The following is a 13,736-nucleotide window of genomic DNA, read 5'->3' on the forward strand; positions in this document are numbered from 1 at the left end:
CTTCATTCATGTAGCATACAAATCTTGTGGTACGGGCATCCTTGCCCGTACTCTTGAACTAAGACTCAGCACTGGGAGTAGAACGACTGAAAATCAAAGACAAGTAAGCAACTAAAGCGCCAATGCAAAACCCTGCAACATTGCGAATGACTGGTAACCAATCACTTGTTCTAGTAACAACTGGTCCGATACCAAAGGCGAGAAACAAAATTCCCCACAAAGGTGAGAAAATTAAAGCCCATTGCCAAGCAATAACTTCTCCTTCACGTCGAGGTTGAGCGGCTAATCCACAGATAATCCCTCCAATGGTAGAGGTAATTAAAGTCAGAATCCACTGTTCTCGCGGTAATCCCGGAACAACGCCGCAACCTCCTTGTAGTAAACAGGTTTTCACTGTTTCCATAGCTTGTAAGATTGCTTGGTCTTCGCCTTGTTCTCTCACAAAGTACAAGTTTCCAAAGCGGGTCTGCAATTCAATCCAAAAAGTACGTGGCAGTAATTCATAAACAGCGTCACCGACACTAAAGCTGAGTATGTTTCCACCACGAGAGTCAGCAACAAGTAAAACACTTTTGTCATCTAGACCCCAAAAGTTGATGACTGCACGACCTGGGGTGCGATCGTATTGTGTCAACACTCGCAGTTTCCAGCCCGTATCGGCTTCAAATTGTTCAAAATCTTTGACAAGCTTTTCTTCTTGAATGCTGTTGAGAGATTTCGCTAAGTCTACAACTGGGGTTGGAGTATCCGGTAGTAACTCGGGATTGTCATAAGCGTATGCGTTGGAAGATTGTGTTATCCAAATCGATCCAGCTAAAAACAGTACTGCTGCAAATGCTAAAAACCTTCGCCAAATACTATGCTGCATAAGCTTTTTTATACGGTTATATCCAGTAGAAGTGAACGAGTTGTTTTAAAAGAGTACGTGAAAAGTGAAACTTCTTTACACTTTTTAACTTTAATCTAATCTAACACTCTAAATCAAATAGAACTTCTTGGAGTGTTGAGGCTTGGGGATTAGAAATACACGGAAACGATCGCGCTCATTCCAACAGAAGCAAATCCTGATATCCTAAAATCCAAACGCTACTACGAAAAGATTCTCATCTTTAGACTATTTTTGAGAATAATACTTATTTTTACACGACCTAACCTCTTCCCAATCCCATTTCATTTCTAATGTTTTTTCTCAGAGAATTTAAAAATGGAAACTGCAACACCCAAAGCAAGTCGTTGGTTTATTCGTAGAGACATAGATGGTTTCTTCGGATTAGCTCTTGATAACTTGATTCAAATTTTGTTGATTGTTAACCTTTGTCAAGGAGTGCTTGGCTTTTCTACTTCCTTAGTGTATGGACGTATCTTGCCTGGAGTAGCTCTCAGTTTAATCGTAGGCAATTTCTATTACAGTTGGTTAGCTTACCAAAAAGGTCAACGCGAGCAACGGGATGACATAACTGCTTTACCTTATGGGATTAACACAGTTAGCCTGTTTGCTCATATTTTTTTAGTTATGTTACCTGTTCGACTAGCTGCGATCGCACAAGGTGCATCTTCAGAACAAGCAGCTGAGCTAGCATGGCAAGCGGGGCTTGTTGCTTGCTTGGGGTCTGGTTTGATTGAACTGTCGGGTGCGTGGATTGGCGATTTTCTTCGGCGCTTGACTCCACGTGCAGCGATGCTTTCCACTTTAGGCGGTATTGCCATCACCTTTATTGCCATTGGATTTCTTTTCCGAACTTTTGCCAGCCCTGTTGTAGGTTTAGTTCCCCTAGGCGTCATCCTGATTACTTATTTTGGAAAAGTTCGATTTGCCATACCTGGTGGTTTGCTAGCAGTTCTTTTAGGAGTTGGTCTTGCATGGGGAACAGGTTTAGTCAGTTGGGACAGTGCCAAATTTAGTGCTGCGGTACAACCTATTGGGGTTTACATTCCAGGGTTATGGATTGGGCAACTGTGGAATAGTCGGTCAGTGTTAGTGGAATATTTCAGTATCATTTTACCAATGGGGCTTTTTAACCTTGTTGGTAGCTTGCAGAATTTAGAAAGCGCTGAAGCTGCTGGAGATACTTATCCTGCTGCCCCAAGCCTTGCTGCCAATGGTATTGGTACGCTAGTTGCTGCTGTTTTTGGTTCCTGTTTTCCAACGACCATTTATATCGGTCATCCTGGTTGGAAAGCATTGGGCGCAAGAGTTGGTTACTCGGTTCTTAACGGCGTTATTATGGGTTTGCTTTGTCTCACCGGCACTGTCGCTATAGTTTCTTACTTTGTGCCAATTGAAGCTGGAATGGCAATTGTATTATGGATTGGGATTGTGATTGTTGCTCAAGGTTTTACAGCCACTCCACCTCACCATGCTCCTGCTGTTGTTGTCGGGTTGTTACCTGGTATTGCAGGCTGGGGTGCTCTGATCGCTAAAAATGCACTGAGAGCAGCAGGTTTGGGAACACCGGAAAAACCCATAACACCAGCGTTAATTCAGCCATTTAAGTTAAGTGACACTTATATTGATGGTGCTTTTGCTCTAGAGCAAGGTTTTATTTTTTCTGCCATGATTTTGGCTGGGATCGTAGTGTATATTATTGAACGAGATTTTCGTAAAGCTGCTTATTGGTCTATTGCAGCTGCTGCGCTTTCTTGGTTTGGCTTAATGCACAGTTATCGTTGGACTGTATCAGATACTGTAGTAAATTTAGGTTTTGGCACGGGAGTTGCTTGGGCAGTTGGTTACCTTTTACTCGCAATTCTCTTCTTTTATACTGAGTGGCACGTTCGGCATAAACAGTAACCAGTGACCAGTGACCAGTGACCAGGTATTCTTTAATAATGATTAATAATTAATAGCTTGACTGTTATGGCGCTTTCAGGTAACTGGCAAGATTGGTTAACTGTGTTGATATATGTATCTTTTACCTGCTTTGTCATTTGGCGCATTTTTTTGACTAAATGACCATTTATTGTAGGGATCGTAAGTCATTTATGTAAAAGTCTCTGTACTGTAGGGTGGGCATTGCCCACCAATAGCTTTATATGGTGACAATGCCCACCCTACATCTATTTCAAAAATCAAACAGGAGTCATACATACTGAATCTTTAAGCAAGAAATCATCCATCCCACAAGAAATTTTGAGATATTTTTTATTTCAACTATCAGGGTCGATTAATCCCTGGTCACTGGTCAGGTGGTCACTGGTCAGGTGGTCACTGGTCAGGTGGTCACTGGTCAGGTGGTCACTGGTTACCGATCGCTGATACGCCGAGCTTCTCGTTCTTGCAATGACAGTTGCGCTTTCTGAGATTGAGGCAAACGCTCGACTGTTCTTCTTGAAGGTTTTGAACGTGTGAAGGTCTTCCAAGCAGCTTTCATCCCTACCACAATACTGCGGGTTCCGACTTGAACGCTTTGCGCTTGTTGTTTGGCGCTATCTAAACTTCGATCGACTTGCTGGACAACTTGACCAGCGCTTTTGACTCCTTGACTGACATCATCAGTTAAATCAGTGATTTCTAAGCTTGTCAGACGAATGGCTTCTAAAGTTGATGGTAACTCTCTTGAAAGGGTGTCAAATAATTTTTCTGCACTCCGAGCAGCCCGTGCTACTTCTAGTAACGCGGGTAGAGCCGCTACCAAAACCGCAGTAAGGCTAGCGGCCACTAGAAGTATAGATAGTCCTAGCCAAAAAAGGGGGTCAATCACTTTGGTATCGTTTACTAGCTATCTAAATGTGGTGTAACAGGATCTGAGTTTTGTTCTGTGTTGTGCCGCTTTAAAACTTGGCTTTCTCTCTGGGAAGCGTCTATACCGGCTGCGATCGCATCTCGCAATCGATCTAGTGTTTCATCCCAATTAGTACGTGCGTTAGCAGATAGGCGGTCTGCCTGCATTTGAACACTTGTTGAAATATCTTCTGCTAATTCTGGTAGAGCACTGGCAGATTTTCTTAATAGCTGTCGTGTTTCACGTCCCGTGCGAGGTGCCAAGAGTAATCCGGTTAGGGTACCAATGGCAGATCCTAACATTAATCCACCGAAAAATAATCCTGAACGGTTGTTAGACATTTGCTTTTTTTCTCCTTATACACATTCTATGTGGGTTTCCATACTTTGCGAAATCCCAACTTTATAATTCTGTTGACAATTTGTGACGGCAAAAGGTTGCTATTACTCTCTTTGTGTTTTTTTAGTAACTATCTATAGTGATAATTCTACTGAAATTCTGAGAATTTGAAAATGCCTAAATTTTAAATTCTTTGTTTTACACGTATTCTTTGGAATCTAAAAAAGTAACGACGCCATATTTTTTCACCAAAAGCAAGAAGACTAAAAATTTCCCTTACCTGTTGAATTTGTAATTGTTTTGGTTGGTTTCCTTGGCGTAAGTTATGAATATTTCTCTGACCTACGTAAATTGCTGTAGGAGCTTTATGTAATACAGCATGAGTACTGCGTTCGGCAGCACTTAAAATATCAGCAATTCTTGCCACTCGCCGTTTTAGCAGCCAAATTTGCCAAGCCATATAGAAAAGCGTCAGAGATATGAGCATATTAAGCACAACAATAACGGTGACCATATATTATCTTTTTGCACCCTTAGTAGCTAGTTTAAGATCGCTAAAAGCGATAGAATTTAAAGTTATCCAAAAAAACAATTTTTTCTCTGGTAGTAGCTAAAATATCAGTGAAACTTATACATTATTAACCATTATCAACTTATAACTCGATATATTAAATTTTCAATAACACTTGTGTCATGTTGTACATTCACACCGGAAGCAATTGCCGGAATTGTGTATTCTGAAAACAGCTAGGCTAATGTTTAAATGGAGGTCGAATGACTCCTACGATTATGCGTCAACTTTGGTCTGTGGTAGAAACCGCCCAAACCAAGACGCTTTTACAGCTTGATGACGCCACCTTGGTGCAATGGTTAGTAAAGCAAACCACAACCCAAGCTCTGCTAGACCATCATGAAACCGGTTTCTTGAGCGACTATATCAAATCCCGTTTAACCCTGATTCGGGATATGGCCCAAGAACGCCGACCAGTGACCAGTGACCAGTGACCAGTGACCAGTGACCAGTGACCAGTGACCGGCGATTGGTGAGCGATAACTAATGATTGGTAGATAAATAACCCTCCACTACACAATCAGAACCCACAACTCGCATCTCTACACGTTCTAAAGATAACGCTTCGGTCATGGTGCTAAAACCAAGATCGCCCACGGGTGTAGGAGCATTGTTCCCACCGATGATTTTAGGAGCAATAAAGGCAAGAACTTTTTGCACGGCTCCTTCAGCGATCGCACTAGCAGCTAAAACCCCACCACACTCCCAAAGGACGCTGCAAAAACCCCGGTCATACAAGTAAGCCATTGCCCGAGTTGGTGTGAGTGGTGTTAATTCCACCACTTCCACCCCAAGCTTACGTAACAGTTCTTGAAAGCTAGGGTTAGCACCTAGTTCTGTTAAAACTAAAGTGGGAGCCTCAGAAGTTTGCCACAAGTGAGCTTTTTCAGGTAATTCAAGACGGCGACTCATCACAACACGCAGAGGATTGTGTGCTCCTTCTTGATGGCTAGTAAGATGGGGATTGTCGTGTCTAACTGTATTACCACCAACAATAACTGCATCACAAGCCGCTCTAACTTGATGAACTCGATAGCGAGCAGCTTGACTTGTGATCCAAGCACTGTGACCTGTAGAAGTGGCAATTTTACCATCTAAGGTCATGGCATACTTCAAAATCCCAAAAGGTCGTTTGTAAAGAATGCGATGGACAAAGCCCTCATTCAACTTCTGACAAGCTTCCTCCTCAACTCCAGTCAAAACTTCTATTCCCGCTGCACGCAGACGAGCAATACCACCACCCGCGACAAGTGGGTTGGGATCGACCATACCTACCACAACTTTAGACACCCCAGCAGCAACTAATGCCTCCGAACACGGGGGAGTCCTCCCGTGGTGATTGCACGGTTCGAGACTAACGTAAATAGTAGCACCACGAGCATCGTCACCAGCTGCTTTTAATGCAAAAACTTCTGCATGAGGCTCGCCAGCACGGGGATGAAATCCTTCCCCCACAATCTTTCCATCTTTAACAATAACTGCTCCTACCATGGGGTTTGGAGAAGTCCTTCCTAGGGCTAAGCGGGCTAATTCCACACACCGTTGCATCATAGCCCGGTCAAAATTAGTTCCTACAGTTGGCACTACTTGTGAATTTTGTCCAATTTCTGACACGACTTGAGTTTCATTAAATTGTAAGATGTCCTGTTGAGGAAGCAATGGGGAGTTATTCATACAAAATAACTTTATAACTATTCCATTCCAACAGGTTACCTTAGAGCTCTACAAAAAGTTAGTAGTGTGGGCGTCCTCGCCCGCCTTTCATAACTGTAGTGCGGGCGTCCTCGCCCGCCTTTCATAACTGTAGTGTGGGCGTCCTCGCCCGCCTTTCATAACTGTAGTGCGGGCGTCCTCGCCCGCCTTTCATAACTGTAGTGTGGGCGTCCTCGCCCGCTTTTCATAACTGTAGTGTGGGCGTCCTCGCCCGCCTTTAATGACTTGCGGGCAAGATGCAAAGCACCACAAGATTGGAAGCCCACAAACAATAAACCCAGCTTCTTAAGAAAACCGGGTTTGTTATAGCGCTTCACTCCTGTCTGGGCATACATACCCAAAATACTCACACTCCGCCACTTGTTAGTTGCTAGTAGGTGGGGCTATGCCCTACAACATCACATGGTGGGCAATGCCCACCCTACTAACTAACGATGACAGGCGAGACGCCTGTCCTACACCACTAACCACTAACCATTTTCACAACTGTTCAGCTAGCTTAAAGTTTTGCCACCAACGATTCAAAGGAAAATAGACAACTGGTGCCCATAGACTACTAAGAATAGCAGAAGCAAGGGCAACTTTCTGGAAATAAGCCCAGATATCTGCCGCCACAGCATTGCCCATTAAAGTTAACTGTGACGCAAAAATTGTTTCTGCCAGAACTGCCATACCAAATGCAATTAAGGCAATAGAAATAAAATCTTCTTGAATAAAACGTTGTTTTTGGAGCATTCCCGTAAGCCCCCCCACAATACCTAAACTCAAAGCATGAGTTGGGTCTGGTGAAGTCATAGCATCTTGTAACAGCCCTAAAATTATCCCGGCACAGATTCCTTGAAAGGTTGTACGTTTTACGCTCCAGACAACTACCCAAATCACAGTCCAATTAGGTCCTATGCCTAACAATTCCATACCGGGAAAACGGGTAGGAAGTATCATTAAGCATATGAATGCTGACCCAGCTGTAATCGCCCAATCAACCACTTGACGTAGAAAGGGATTCCAACGAGAAAGCGGACTAATTTTTACTCTAGATTTTCGCTTTTTTGGTTTTGGTTTGTGCTGCCTGCCACCATTTAATTGTATAAATTGCATCTTTAATTAGTTTTTTCTAACTGTGTATTTTCTGAAGTGGGTTTTTCTGGCTCTACGTTTTCAGGCTTGGGGTAGACAGCTACCCAATCTAAGGACCGTATGGGAGGGAAAAGTTCTACTTTTGCCACTGAAGCGGGTAATTTTTTCAAATCTAAAGATTTCACCTTTCCTACAGCTAAACCTGATGGAAATTTTTGGCTATAAGTAGACGTAGCAACCAAATCTCCAGGTTTGACATTTGGAACTTTTTCATAAAACTCCAGCACGGCATCTGCAGAAGCATCTCCCCGCAATACGCCTTTAGCACCAGTGCGGGTAACGGTGACACCTACTTGGCTCTTGAGGTCGCTAATGAGCAGCACGCGACTCGTGTTAGGAGTGACACTTTCTACTAAACCTACTAACCCACCATCAGCTTTAACAACATAACCTTCTTTAATTCCGGCGATCGCACCGCGATTGAGGGTAACTTGTTGCCACCAATTATCAGCACTTCGCCCTACAACCCTAGCGGGAATTGGGCGTGCTGATAAAGGCTGCTTTTCTACATAACTCAATAACTGTTTTAATTTTTTATTTTGATTTTCTAAATCTTGTATGCGGGTTTGAAGTTCTAATACTTTAGGAGTGTCTCCGGAACGTTCTTCTGGTGCTGATGCTGTTTGCAACATCTGGAACGGACGAGTGATACCCTCGTAAACTTCGATAAGAAGCGCACCTTGGGTTTGTCTGAGCACCCAAGCACCACCGATAACTATACCTAACAAACCAATTTGTAATCCTCTACGCTCCCACCAGCGGCGTGCTGTAAACATAATAACCTTCTCTAGCCGTAACTTTACATAAGATAAAGAATTCTATATCTATAATAAATATAGAATAAATATAGAACTCCATATCTGAAAATCTATTGTTTTACATATTTCGAGAACGTCCACTAAATACACGTTCCAATTGTTTGAAGTTTTCTAACACCCGTCCTGTTCCCAAAACCACACAGCTTAATGGATCGGCAGCAACGTGTGTAACTATACCCGTTTCATGACTAATAAGGGTATCTAACCCTTTAAGTAACGCGCCTCCACCAGCAAGCATAATTCCTCGGTCGATGATATCTGCTGCTAGTTCCGGAGGTGTCCGTTCCAGGGTTCGCTTCACCGCTTCTATGATGACTGACAGTGGTTCGGACATACTTTCGCGAATTTCTGGACCTTTAATGGTTACAGTTCGCGGTAAACCAGAAAGCAGGTGTAAACCTCTAACTTCCATAATGGCGTCATCATCATCGTGAGTGGGATACGCCGAACCAATGCGAATTTTGATATCTTCCGCAGTTCGTTCTCCAATCACTAAGTTATGAACTTTCTTCATATACTGCATGATAGCTTCCGTCAGTTCATCTCCAGCGATGCGTACTGATTCTGAAAGTACCGTACCTTGAAGACTGAGCACTGCGACTTCTGTTGTCCCACCACCAATATCAATAATCATATTGCCAGTTGGTTCTGCCACAGGTAACCCAGCCCCAATAGCTGCAGCCACAGGTTCATCAATGAGGTAAACTTCTCGTGCGCCCGCTTGAGTAGCAGCGTCCATCACAGCTCGTCTTTCGACCCCTGTGACTCCACTAGGAATACCTATGACTATACGGGGTAAAACTAAGGCTTTACCTTCGTTAACTCGCTGAATAAAACTTTTTAACATCAACTCAGCCGTGTCAAAGTCAGCAATTACACCATCCCGTAAGGGACGTAAGGCAATTACATTCCCTGGTGTTCGACCGAGCATTTTTTTTGCTTCTTCTCCCACTGCTAAGGCAACTTTCTCGTTTTGATCGATCGCCACTACAGAAGGTTCTTGAAGAACAATCCCTTTACCAGATACATATACAAGGGTGTTGGCAGTACCGAGGTCGATACCCATATCCCGCGATAAGGAAAATTTACTAAAAAGACCCACGCGTCTCTACGCCCCCTAATTCCAATACTTTTTACTACAAACGCAAGAGAGAATCGTGCTGGATTCTATTACGTATTTTGCCCTGAGTCTAGTAAAGCAGAATATCTTTTCATATATTTTTTTTTATTCCTTCAACCAGCCCCAAGCTTCTACTGTTTTATATTCTTTAGCTTCATATGTGTATCCGTATGCTTTTGTAGTTTACACAAAATATTTTTCATCAGTTCTCTCAGTATTTATAATTGTTATTTATTTAACAATATTTTTTTAGCGATGTAATTCGCTATCATAGTAGTCAAACTTAACAAGTACATCTGTACTGAAGGAGGACGATTTTGAGTATTAACATTGTTACTTTAGTGGGTCGTGCTGGCATGGACCCTAAGCTAACTTGTTTCGAAACAGGGAAAATGAAATGTCAGTTTTCTCTAGCTGTCAGACGCCCCACTAGTAGAAGTGATGAACCCGATTGGTTTAACTTAGAACTTTGGGGAAACGAAGCACGAGTTGCCACCGATTATGTGAAAAAAGGTAGTCTAATTGGCGTTAAAGGTTCCCTCAAACTCGATTCTTGGGTTGACCAGAACGGCAATAAACGCTCTTCGCCCGTTATCCGCGTGGACAAGCTAGAGTTACTTGGTTCCAAGAAAGATGTCGAAACTGACGGAATCGATAGCAATCCCGATCGTTTTGGTTGATGGTGTAGGATAGGCGTCTGACTTATCATTCAACCACTAAGGGACTTCCAAATAAAAAAATAACCAACTTTCTCTTGTGGTACGGGCGTCCTCGCCCATTCTTTATTAGTGACGGGCGAGGACGCCCGTACCACAATATGGATAATTTATTTCTTGGACATCCCTAAACTAATAACTAATTTGCAATGTTACTGTAGCTTCCACTTGTTGCTCGCCACCAACTATAGGAGTGGAAGCATCTTTTGCCGCCAACTGTCCTACCTCTGCTCTGAACGGTCTTGGTGGTGGCGTTGGCGCATTTGCCCCATTGACTTCAATACTAACAACTTCTTTGGCTTGGAATCCTAATGCACTCAAAACAGCACCCGCTTGCTGTTGTGCATCTTGAGTTGCTTCTTTAAGGGCTTGTTGTTTGGCAATAGCAAGAGCATCTTCGCTAGCAGTAAAACTGATGCTGTTAATTTGTGTTGCCCCAACCTTGACAGCTTCATCTAATAAAGTACCAGCACGTTCGGTAGGCAAACGAAAACTTACAGTGTTAGTTGCTGTATACCCAGTTAGACGTTGTACGTTATTATTGTAGCTGTAAACTGGGTTAAGACTAATACCTGTAGTTTGTAATTTCTCAACTTTTCGAGTTTTCAAAAGTTCTACCACATCTGACGATCGCCTAGCTGCTTCTTTCTGAACTTCTTGTGCTGTTTTCCCCTGAACTTCCACTCCTAAAGTAATTTGAGATAAAGTTGTAGGAATCTCTTGCGTTCCGCGACCGCTAACAGTTAAAGTCCGCAACATTCTTTGTTTCTCTTGTGCCAAAGTAGATTGGGAAAGAGTGACACATAAAAGCAAAGCTATAGGTACAGTTTTCCATAGATTTCTGGGATTCAATCGAGAACCAAACGTAACGGTATTCATTTTTCACTCCTCAACGATTTAGAGAAAATTAAGTTAGTCCAAAATGGTAGCTTCCACCCCTTACCTAGAGATGCCTACCCTATGAATCTTGCAGTAAGATATGTTGTTAATTTGGCATTGATAAAATCAAAAAGCAGTGTAGTTACGTTTTTGGAAACTGAAAATGGCATACTGGTTGCTGAAAACTGAACCAGAAGAGTACTCTTATAGCCATCTAGAAAAAGATGGTGAGGGAGTTTGGGATGGAGTGAACAACGCTTTAGCTCTCAAGCATCTACGGACAATGAAAATTGGCGAGCTGGCATTTATCTACCACACAGGCAAAGAGCGACAGGTTGTTGGTATCGCAGAAGTTGTGAGCCTGCCCTACCCCGATCCAAAATTAGATGATGCCAAACGAGTTGTTGTGCGGTTAAAAGCAGTGCAGAAGGTCAAGCATCCAGTGACTTTATCCGAAATAAAACTTGATAGCCATTTTGAAAACTTTGATTTGTTGAGGCTTCCTCGACTATCTGTAGTGCCTGTATCAGAGTTTTACTGGCAACGCCTTCTACAATTAACGAAGAGCGATCGGTTAATTCAGTCGTTTTCTTAACCCATGAATGATAGTTGCTCTCAACAAACTTGTAAATTAAAGAGAAGGGTTTTTTTTGGTAACCAATGCAGTTAAGTTTAACAACCTTCTCATTCCCATTACCTCTGTTAGCAACCGCAACAGAAGCAGCAGATAGTTCAATGGTTCTGGCAGCAGTGCTGCTCAGTTTAGTTAGTATCTATCTTGCCAGTAAAGTTGGTGGAGAGTTATCCAACCGCATAGGTTTACCTCCTGTTTTGGGTGAACTTGTAGCTGGCGTAGTTGTTGGAGTTTCAGGGCTACATCTTTTGGTGTTTCCTGAAGGGGGCGCGGACAGTTCTAGCTCTCTGATTATGAGCTTCCTCCAAACTACAGCTGGTCTGAATCCAGATGCAGTTGATGCAGTGTTTGCAGCACAGTCTGAAGTTCTGACTATATTATCAGAATTGGGTGTTATTGTTCTTCTGTTTGAAATCGGCTTAGAGTCGAACATCAAAGACTTGATGGCAGTTGGAATACAAGCTACTGTCGTCGCATGCGTAGGAGTAGTTTTACCCTTTGCTGCTGGTACGGCTGGCTTAATGGCTTTATTTGGCATCTCAACTGTACCCGCAATTTTTGCTGGGGCGGCTCTCACGGCTACCAGTATAGGTATCACTTCCAAAGTCTTGTCAGAATTGGGGCGTCTCAATTCAAAAGAAGGACAAATAATTTTGGGTGCTGCCGTTATTGATGATGTGCTGGGAATTATAATTCTGGCAGTGGTCGCAAGCCTTGCTAAAGAAGGCACGGTGGATTTGGGTAAAGTCGTTTACTTGCTGATTAGCGCTACCTCTTTCCTTATAGGATCGATTGTCCTAGGTAAGGTTTTTAGTAAGACTTTTGTCGCGATCGCTAAAAAGTTAAAAACTCGTGGTGAATTAGTGATACCAGCATTCACCTTTTCCTATATGATGGCGTACCTTGCGGCTGTTATACAGCTAGAAGCCATTTTAGGTTCTTTTGCTGCTGGGTTAGTTTTAGATGAGACCGACGAGCGCGTCCAACTGCAAAAACAAGTCACGCCTATTGCTGACTTACTAGTCCCTATTTTCTTTGTCACCGTTGGTGCAAGAACCGATTTGGGGGTGCTAAATCCAGCGATTCCCGCCAATCGTGAGGGCTTAGTCATGGCAATCTTCCTGATTACTGTTGCGATTATTGGGAAAGTTGCCACGGGTTTGAGTGTTTTTGGAATCCCTCAAGTCAATCGTTTGGCAATTGGTGTTGGAATGATCCCTCGAGGTGAGGTAGGATTAGTTTTTCTTGGTATTGGCTCCTCTACAGGAGTTCTCTCCAAACCTTTAGAGGCAGCAATAATTATGATGGTTATTCTGACAACATTTTTAGCCCCACCTTTGTTAAGATTTGTATTTCCAGAACCCGATGAGACAGCTACCGATACAGAAAAATTAGTTTTTGACGGTTCTGGTAGCAATTCTCTTGTAGAGAAGAGGGACTAGGGACTGGGGACTAGGGACTAGGGACTAGAGACCAGGGACTGGGGAGACAGGAGGGACAGGGTAGAACGGGCTTTTTTCCCAATCGCCAATCGCCAATCGCCAATCGCCATTACCCCTTATCCCCAGAGGGGGCCCCGAGTTCCCCAATCTCCAATCCCCATTGCCCCTTATCCCCAGAGGGGGCCCCGAGTTCCCCAATCGCCAATCGCCATTACCCCTTATCCCCAGAGGGGGCCCCGAGTTCCCCAATCGCCAGTCCTCATTGCCCCTTATCCCCAGAGGGGGCCCCGAGTTCCCCAATCCCCAATCCTCAAGGAACTTCCGTTCCCAAAACTACGTCTCCAGAGATGGAATTTTTAGAAGTTTTTCTAAAAAGAATCGACTTTAGGTATGTTCTTTTTGTCCTTCCATTCCGCTGCTCTCTAGTTCAACCCTAGATATTCTCTAGCCTTTAATACAGTAGGACTTAAAAGTCAATACCACAATGGAAAATAGCAGCCAACAATTGTCAGTTGGTGCATCAAATACCAAAAATTACACAACTCGATAAATCCCTTGTCGATTCAAGTGTTACCTATAGGGATTGACTGCTGTTAAAAATGCTGGTTATCTCATTAGTTAGTGTAGTCTAGTGTTTTAGAAAAA

At 43.2% G+C, this 13,736-nt stretch carries 14 protein-coding genes; 5 read left to right on the forward strand and 9 right to left on the reverse strand.

Annotation, left to right across the window (positions count from 1 at the left end; translation table 11 throughout):
• Window positions 1-58: 58 nt before the first annotated feature.
• Complete coding sequence (locus tag ACKTT2_RS42035; RefSeq protein ID WP_407897758.1) at window positions 59-868, reverse strand: TPM domain-containing protein; 810 nt, start codon at window positions 866-868, stop codon at window positions 59-61.
• A gap of 336 nt (window positions 869-1,204) precedes the next feature.
• On the opposite strand from ACKTT2_RS42035, the gene ACKTT2_RS42040 reads away from it, so the two are divergent.
• Complete coding sequence (locus tag ACKTT2_RS42040) at window positions 1,205-2,791, forward strand: NCS2 family permease (protein ID WP_407897760.1); 1,587 nt, start codon at window positions 1,205-1,207, stop codon at window positions 2,789-2,791.
• A 451-nt stretch (window positions 2,792-3,242) separates the two neighbouring features.
• Here ACKTT2_RS42040 and ACKTT2_RS42045 read toward each other — a convergent pair whose 3' ends face one another.
• The 3 genes from ACKTT2_RS42045 to ACKTT2_RS42055 form a co-directional block, all read right to left on the reverse strand.
• Window positions 3,243-3,701 carry a hypothetical protein gene (locus ACKTT2_RS42045; RefSeq protein WP_407897762.1) on the reverse strand — a complete coding sequence of 153 codons (459 nt, stop codon included), beginning with the start codon at window positions 3,699-3,701 and terminating at the stop codon, window positions 3,243-3,245.
• Window positions 3,702-3,715: 14 nt separating this feature from the next.
• On the reverse strand, window positions 3,716-4,063 hold the full coding sequence (locus tag ACKTT2_RS42050) for a YtxH domain-containing protein (protein ID WP_407897764.1): 348 nt from the start codon (window positions 4,061-4,063) through the stop codon (window positions 3,716-3,718).
• Window positions 4,064-4,245: 182 nt separating this feature from the next.
• Window positions 4,246-4,575, reverse strand: a complete 330-nt coding sequence (locus tag ACKTT2_RS42055) for a hypothetical protein (protein WP_407897766.1) — start codon at window positions 4,573-4,575, stop codon at window positions 4,246-4,248.
• 260 nt (window positions 4,576-4,835) lie between these two features.
• Here ACKTT2_RS42055 and ACKTT2_RS42060 point away from each other — a divergent pair, with 260 nt between their 5' ends.
• Window positions 4,836-5,066 (forward strand): hypothetical protein, encoded by a 231-nt coding sequence (locus ACKTT2_RS42060; protein WP_407897768.1) that lies wholly within the window; start codon window positions 4,836-4,838, stop codon window positions 5,064-5,066.
• Window positions 5,067-5,115: 49 nt separating this feature from the next.
• Here the strand turns inward: ACKTT2_RS42060 and ribD are convergent, their stop codons facing one another.
• The 4 genes from ribD to ACKTT2_RS42080 form a co-directional block, all read right to left on the reverse strand.
• A complete protein-coding gene (ribD, locus tag ACKTT2_RS42065; protein WP_407897770.1) occupies window positions 5,116-6,306 on the reverse strand; it encodes a bifunctional diaminohydroxyphosphoribosylaminopyrimidine deaminase/5-amino-6-(5-phosphoribosylamino)uracil reductase RibD in 1,191 nt (396 codons plus the stop codon).
• Between the two features lie 519 nt (window positions 6,307-6,825).
• Window positions 6,826-7,443: a rod shape-determining protein MreD gene (gene mreD, locus ACKTT2_RS42070; RefSeq protein ID WP_407897772.1), complete on the reverse strand. Its 618-nt coding sequence runs from the start codon at window positions 7,441-7,443 to the stop codon at window positions 6,826-6,828.
• A gap of 2 nt (window positions 7,444-7,445) precedes the next feature.
• Window positions 7,446-8,258 carry a rod shape-determining protein MreC gene (gene mreC / locus ACKTT2_RS42075; protein WP_407897774.1) on the reverse strand — a complete coding sequence of 271 codons (813 nt, stop codon included), beginning with the start codon at window positions 8,256-8,258 and terminating at the stop codon, window positions 7,446-7,448.
• Between the two features lie 100 nt (window positions 8,259-8,358).
• Window positions 8,359-9,366, reverse strand: coding sequence for a rod shape-determining protein (locus ACKTT2_RS42080; protein WP_407897777.1), 1,008 nt, complete (start codon window positions 9,364-9,366; stop codon window positions 8,359-8,361).
• A gap of 371 nt (window positions 9,367-9,737) precedes the next feature.
• Between ACKTT2_RS42080 and ACKTT2_RS42085 the strand changes: the two genes are divergently transcribed.
• Window positions 9,738-10,100: a single-stranded DNA-binding protein gene (locus ACKTT2_RS42085; protein WP_407897779.1), complete on the forward strand. Its 363-nt coding sequence runs from the start codon at window positions 9,738-9,740 to the stop codon at window positions 10,098-10,100.
• 168 nt (window positions 10,101-10,268) lie between these two features.
• Here the strand turns inward: ACKTT2_RS42085 and ACKTT2_RS42090 are convergent, their stop codons facing one another.
• Window positions 10,269-11,015 carry an SIMPL domain-containing protein gene (locus ACKTT2_RS42090; protein ID WP_407897781.1) on the reverse strand — a complete coding sequence of 249 codons (747 nt, stop codon included), beginning with the start codon at window positions 11,013-11,015 and terminating at the stop codon, window positions 10,269-10,271.
• A 163-nt stretch (window positions 11,016-11,178) separates the two neighbouring features.
• Here ACKTT2_RS42090 and ACKTT2_RS42095 point away from each other — a divergent pair, with 163 nt between their 5' ends.
• Both ACKTT2_RS42095 and ACKTT2_RS42100 read left to right on the forward strand, forming a co-directional pair.
• Complete coding sequence (locus tag ACKTT2_RS42095) at window positions 11,179-11,610, forward strand: EVE domain-containing protein (protein WP_407897783.1); 432 nt, start codon at window positions 11,179-11,181, stop codon at window positions 11,608-11,610.
• Window positions 11,611-11,675: 65 nt separating this feature from the next.
• On the forward strand, window positions 11,676-13,091 hold the full coding sequence (locus ACKTT2_RS42100) for a cation:proton antiporter (RefSeq protein WP_407897785.1): 1,416 nt from the start codon (window positions 11,676-11,678) through the stop codon (window positions 13,089-13,091).
• The last annotated feature ends 645 nt before the right edge of the window (window positions 13,092-13,736 follow it).

Source organism: Scytonema hankhaensis NUACC26, from assembly GCF_045865695.1.
GTDB lineage: Bacteria > Cyanobacteriota > Cyanobacteriia > Cyanobacteriales > Nostocaceae > Scytonema.

What these genes read in the sequence shown, in the direction of transcription:
- ACKTT2_RS42035 (WP_407897758.1), bottom strand. Translation starts at nt 868, where the DNA reads ATGCAGCATAGTATTTGGCGAAGGTTTTTAGCATTTGCAGCAGTACTG.
- ACKTT2_RS42040 (WP_407897760.1), top strand. Translation starts at nt 1,205, where the DNA reads ATGGAAACTGCAACACCCAAAGCAAGTCGTTGGTTTATTCGTAGAGAC.
- ACKTT2_RS42050 (WP_407897764.1), bottom strand. Translation starts at nt 4,063, where the DNA reads ATGTCTAACAACCGTTCAGGATTATTTTTCGGTGGATTAATGTTAGGA.
- ACKTT2_RS42055 (WP_407897766.1), bottom strand. Translation starts at nt 4,575, where the DNA reads ATGGTCACCGTTATTGTTGTGCTTAATATGCTCATATCTCTGACGCTT.
- ACKTT2_RS42060 (WP_407897768.1), top strand. Translation starts at nt 4,836, where the DNA reads ATGACTCCTACGATTATGCGTCAACTTTGGTCTGTGGTAGAAACCGCC.
- ribD (WP_407897770.1), bottom strand. Translation starts at nt 6,306, where the DNA reads ATGAATAACTCCCCATTGCTTCCTCAACAGGACATCTTACAATTTAAT.
- mreD (WP_407897772.1), bottom strand. Translation starts at nt 7,443, where the DNA reads ATGCAATTTATACAATTAAATGGTGGCAGGCAGCACAAACCAAAACCA.
- mreC (WP_407897774.1), bottom strand. Translation starts at nt 8,258, where the DNA reads ATGTTTACAGCACGCCGCTGGTGGGAGCGTAGAGGATTACAAATTGGT.
- ACKTT2_RS42080 (WP_407897777.1), bottom strand. Translation starts at nt 9,366, where the DNA reads ATGGGTATCGACCTCGGTACTGCCAACACCCTTGTATATGTATCTGGT.
- ACKTT2_RS42090 (WP_407897781.1), bottom strand. Translation starts at nt 11,015, where the DNA reads ATGAATACCGTTACGTTTGGTTCTCGATTGAATCCCAGAAATCTATGG.
- ACKTT2_RS42095 (WP_407897783.1), top strand. Translation starts at nt 11,179, where the DNA reads ATGGCATACTGGTTGCTGAAAACTGAACCAGAAGAGTACTCTTATAGC.
- ACKTT2_RS42100 (WP_407897785.1), top strand. Translation starts at nt 11,676, where the DNA reads ATGCAGTTAAGTTTAACAACCTTCTCATTCCCATTACCTCTGTTAGCA.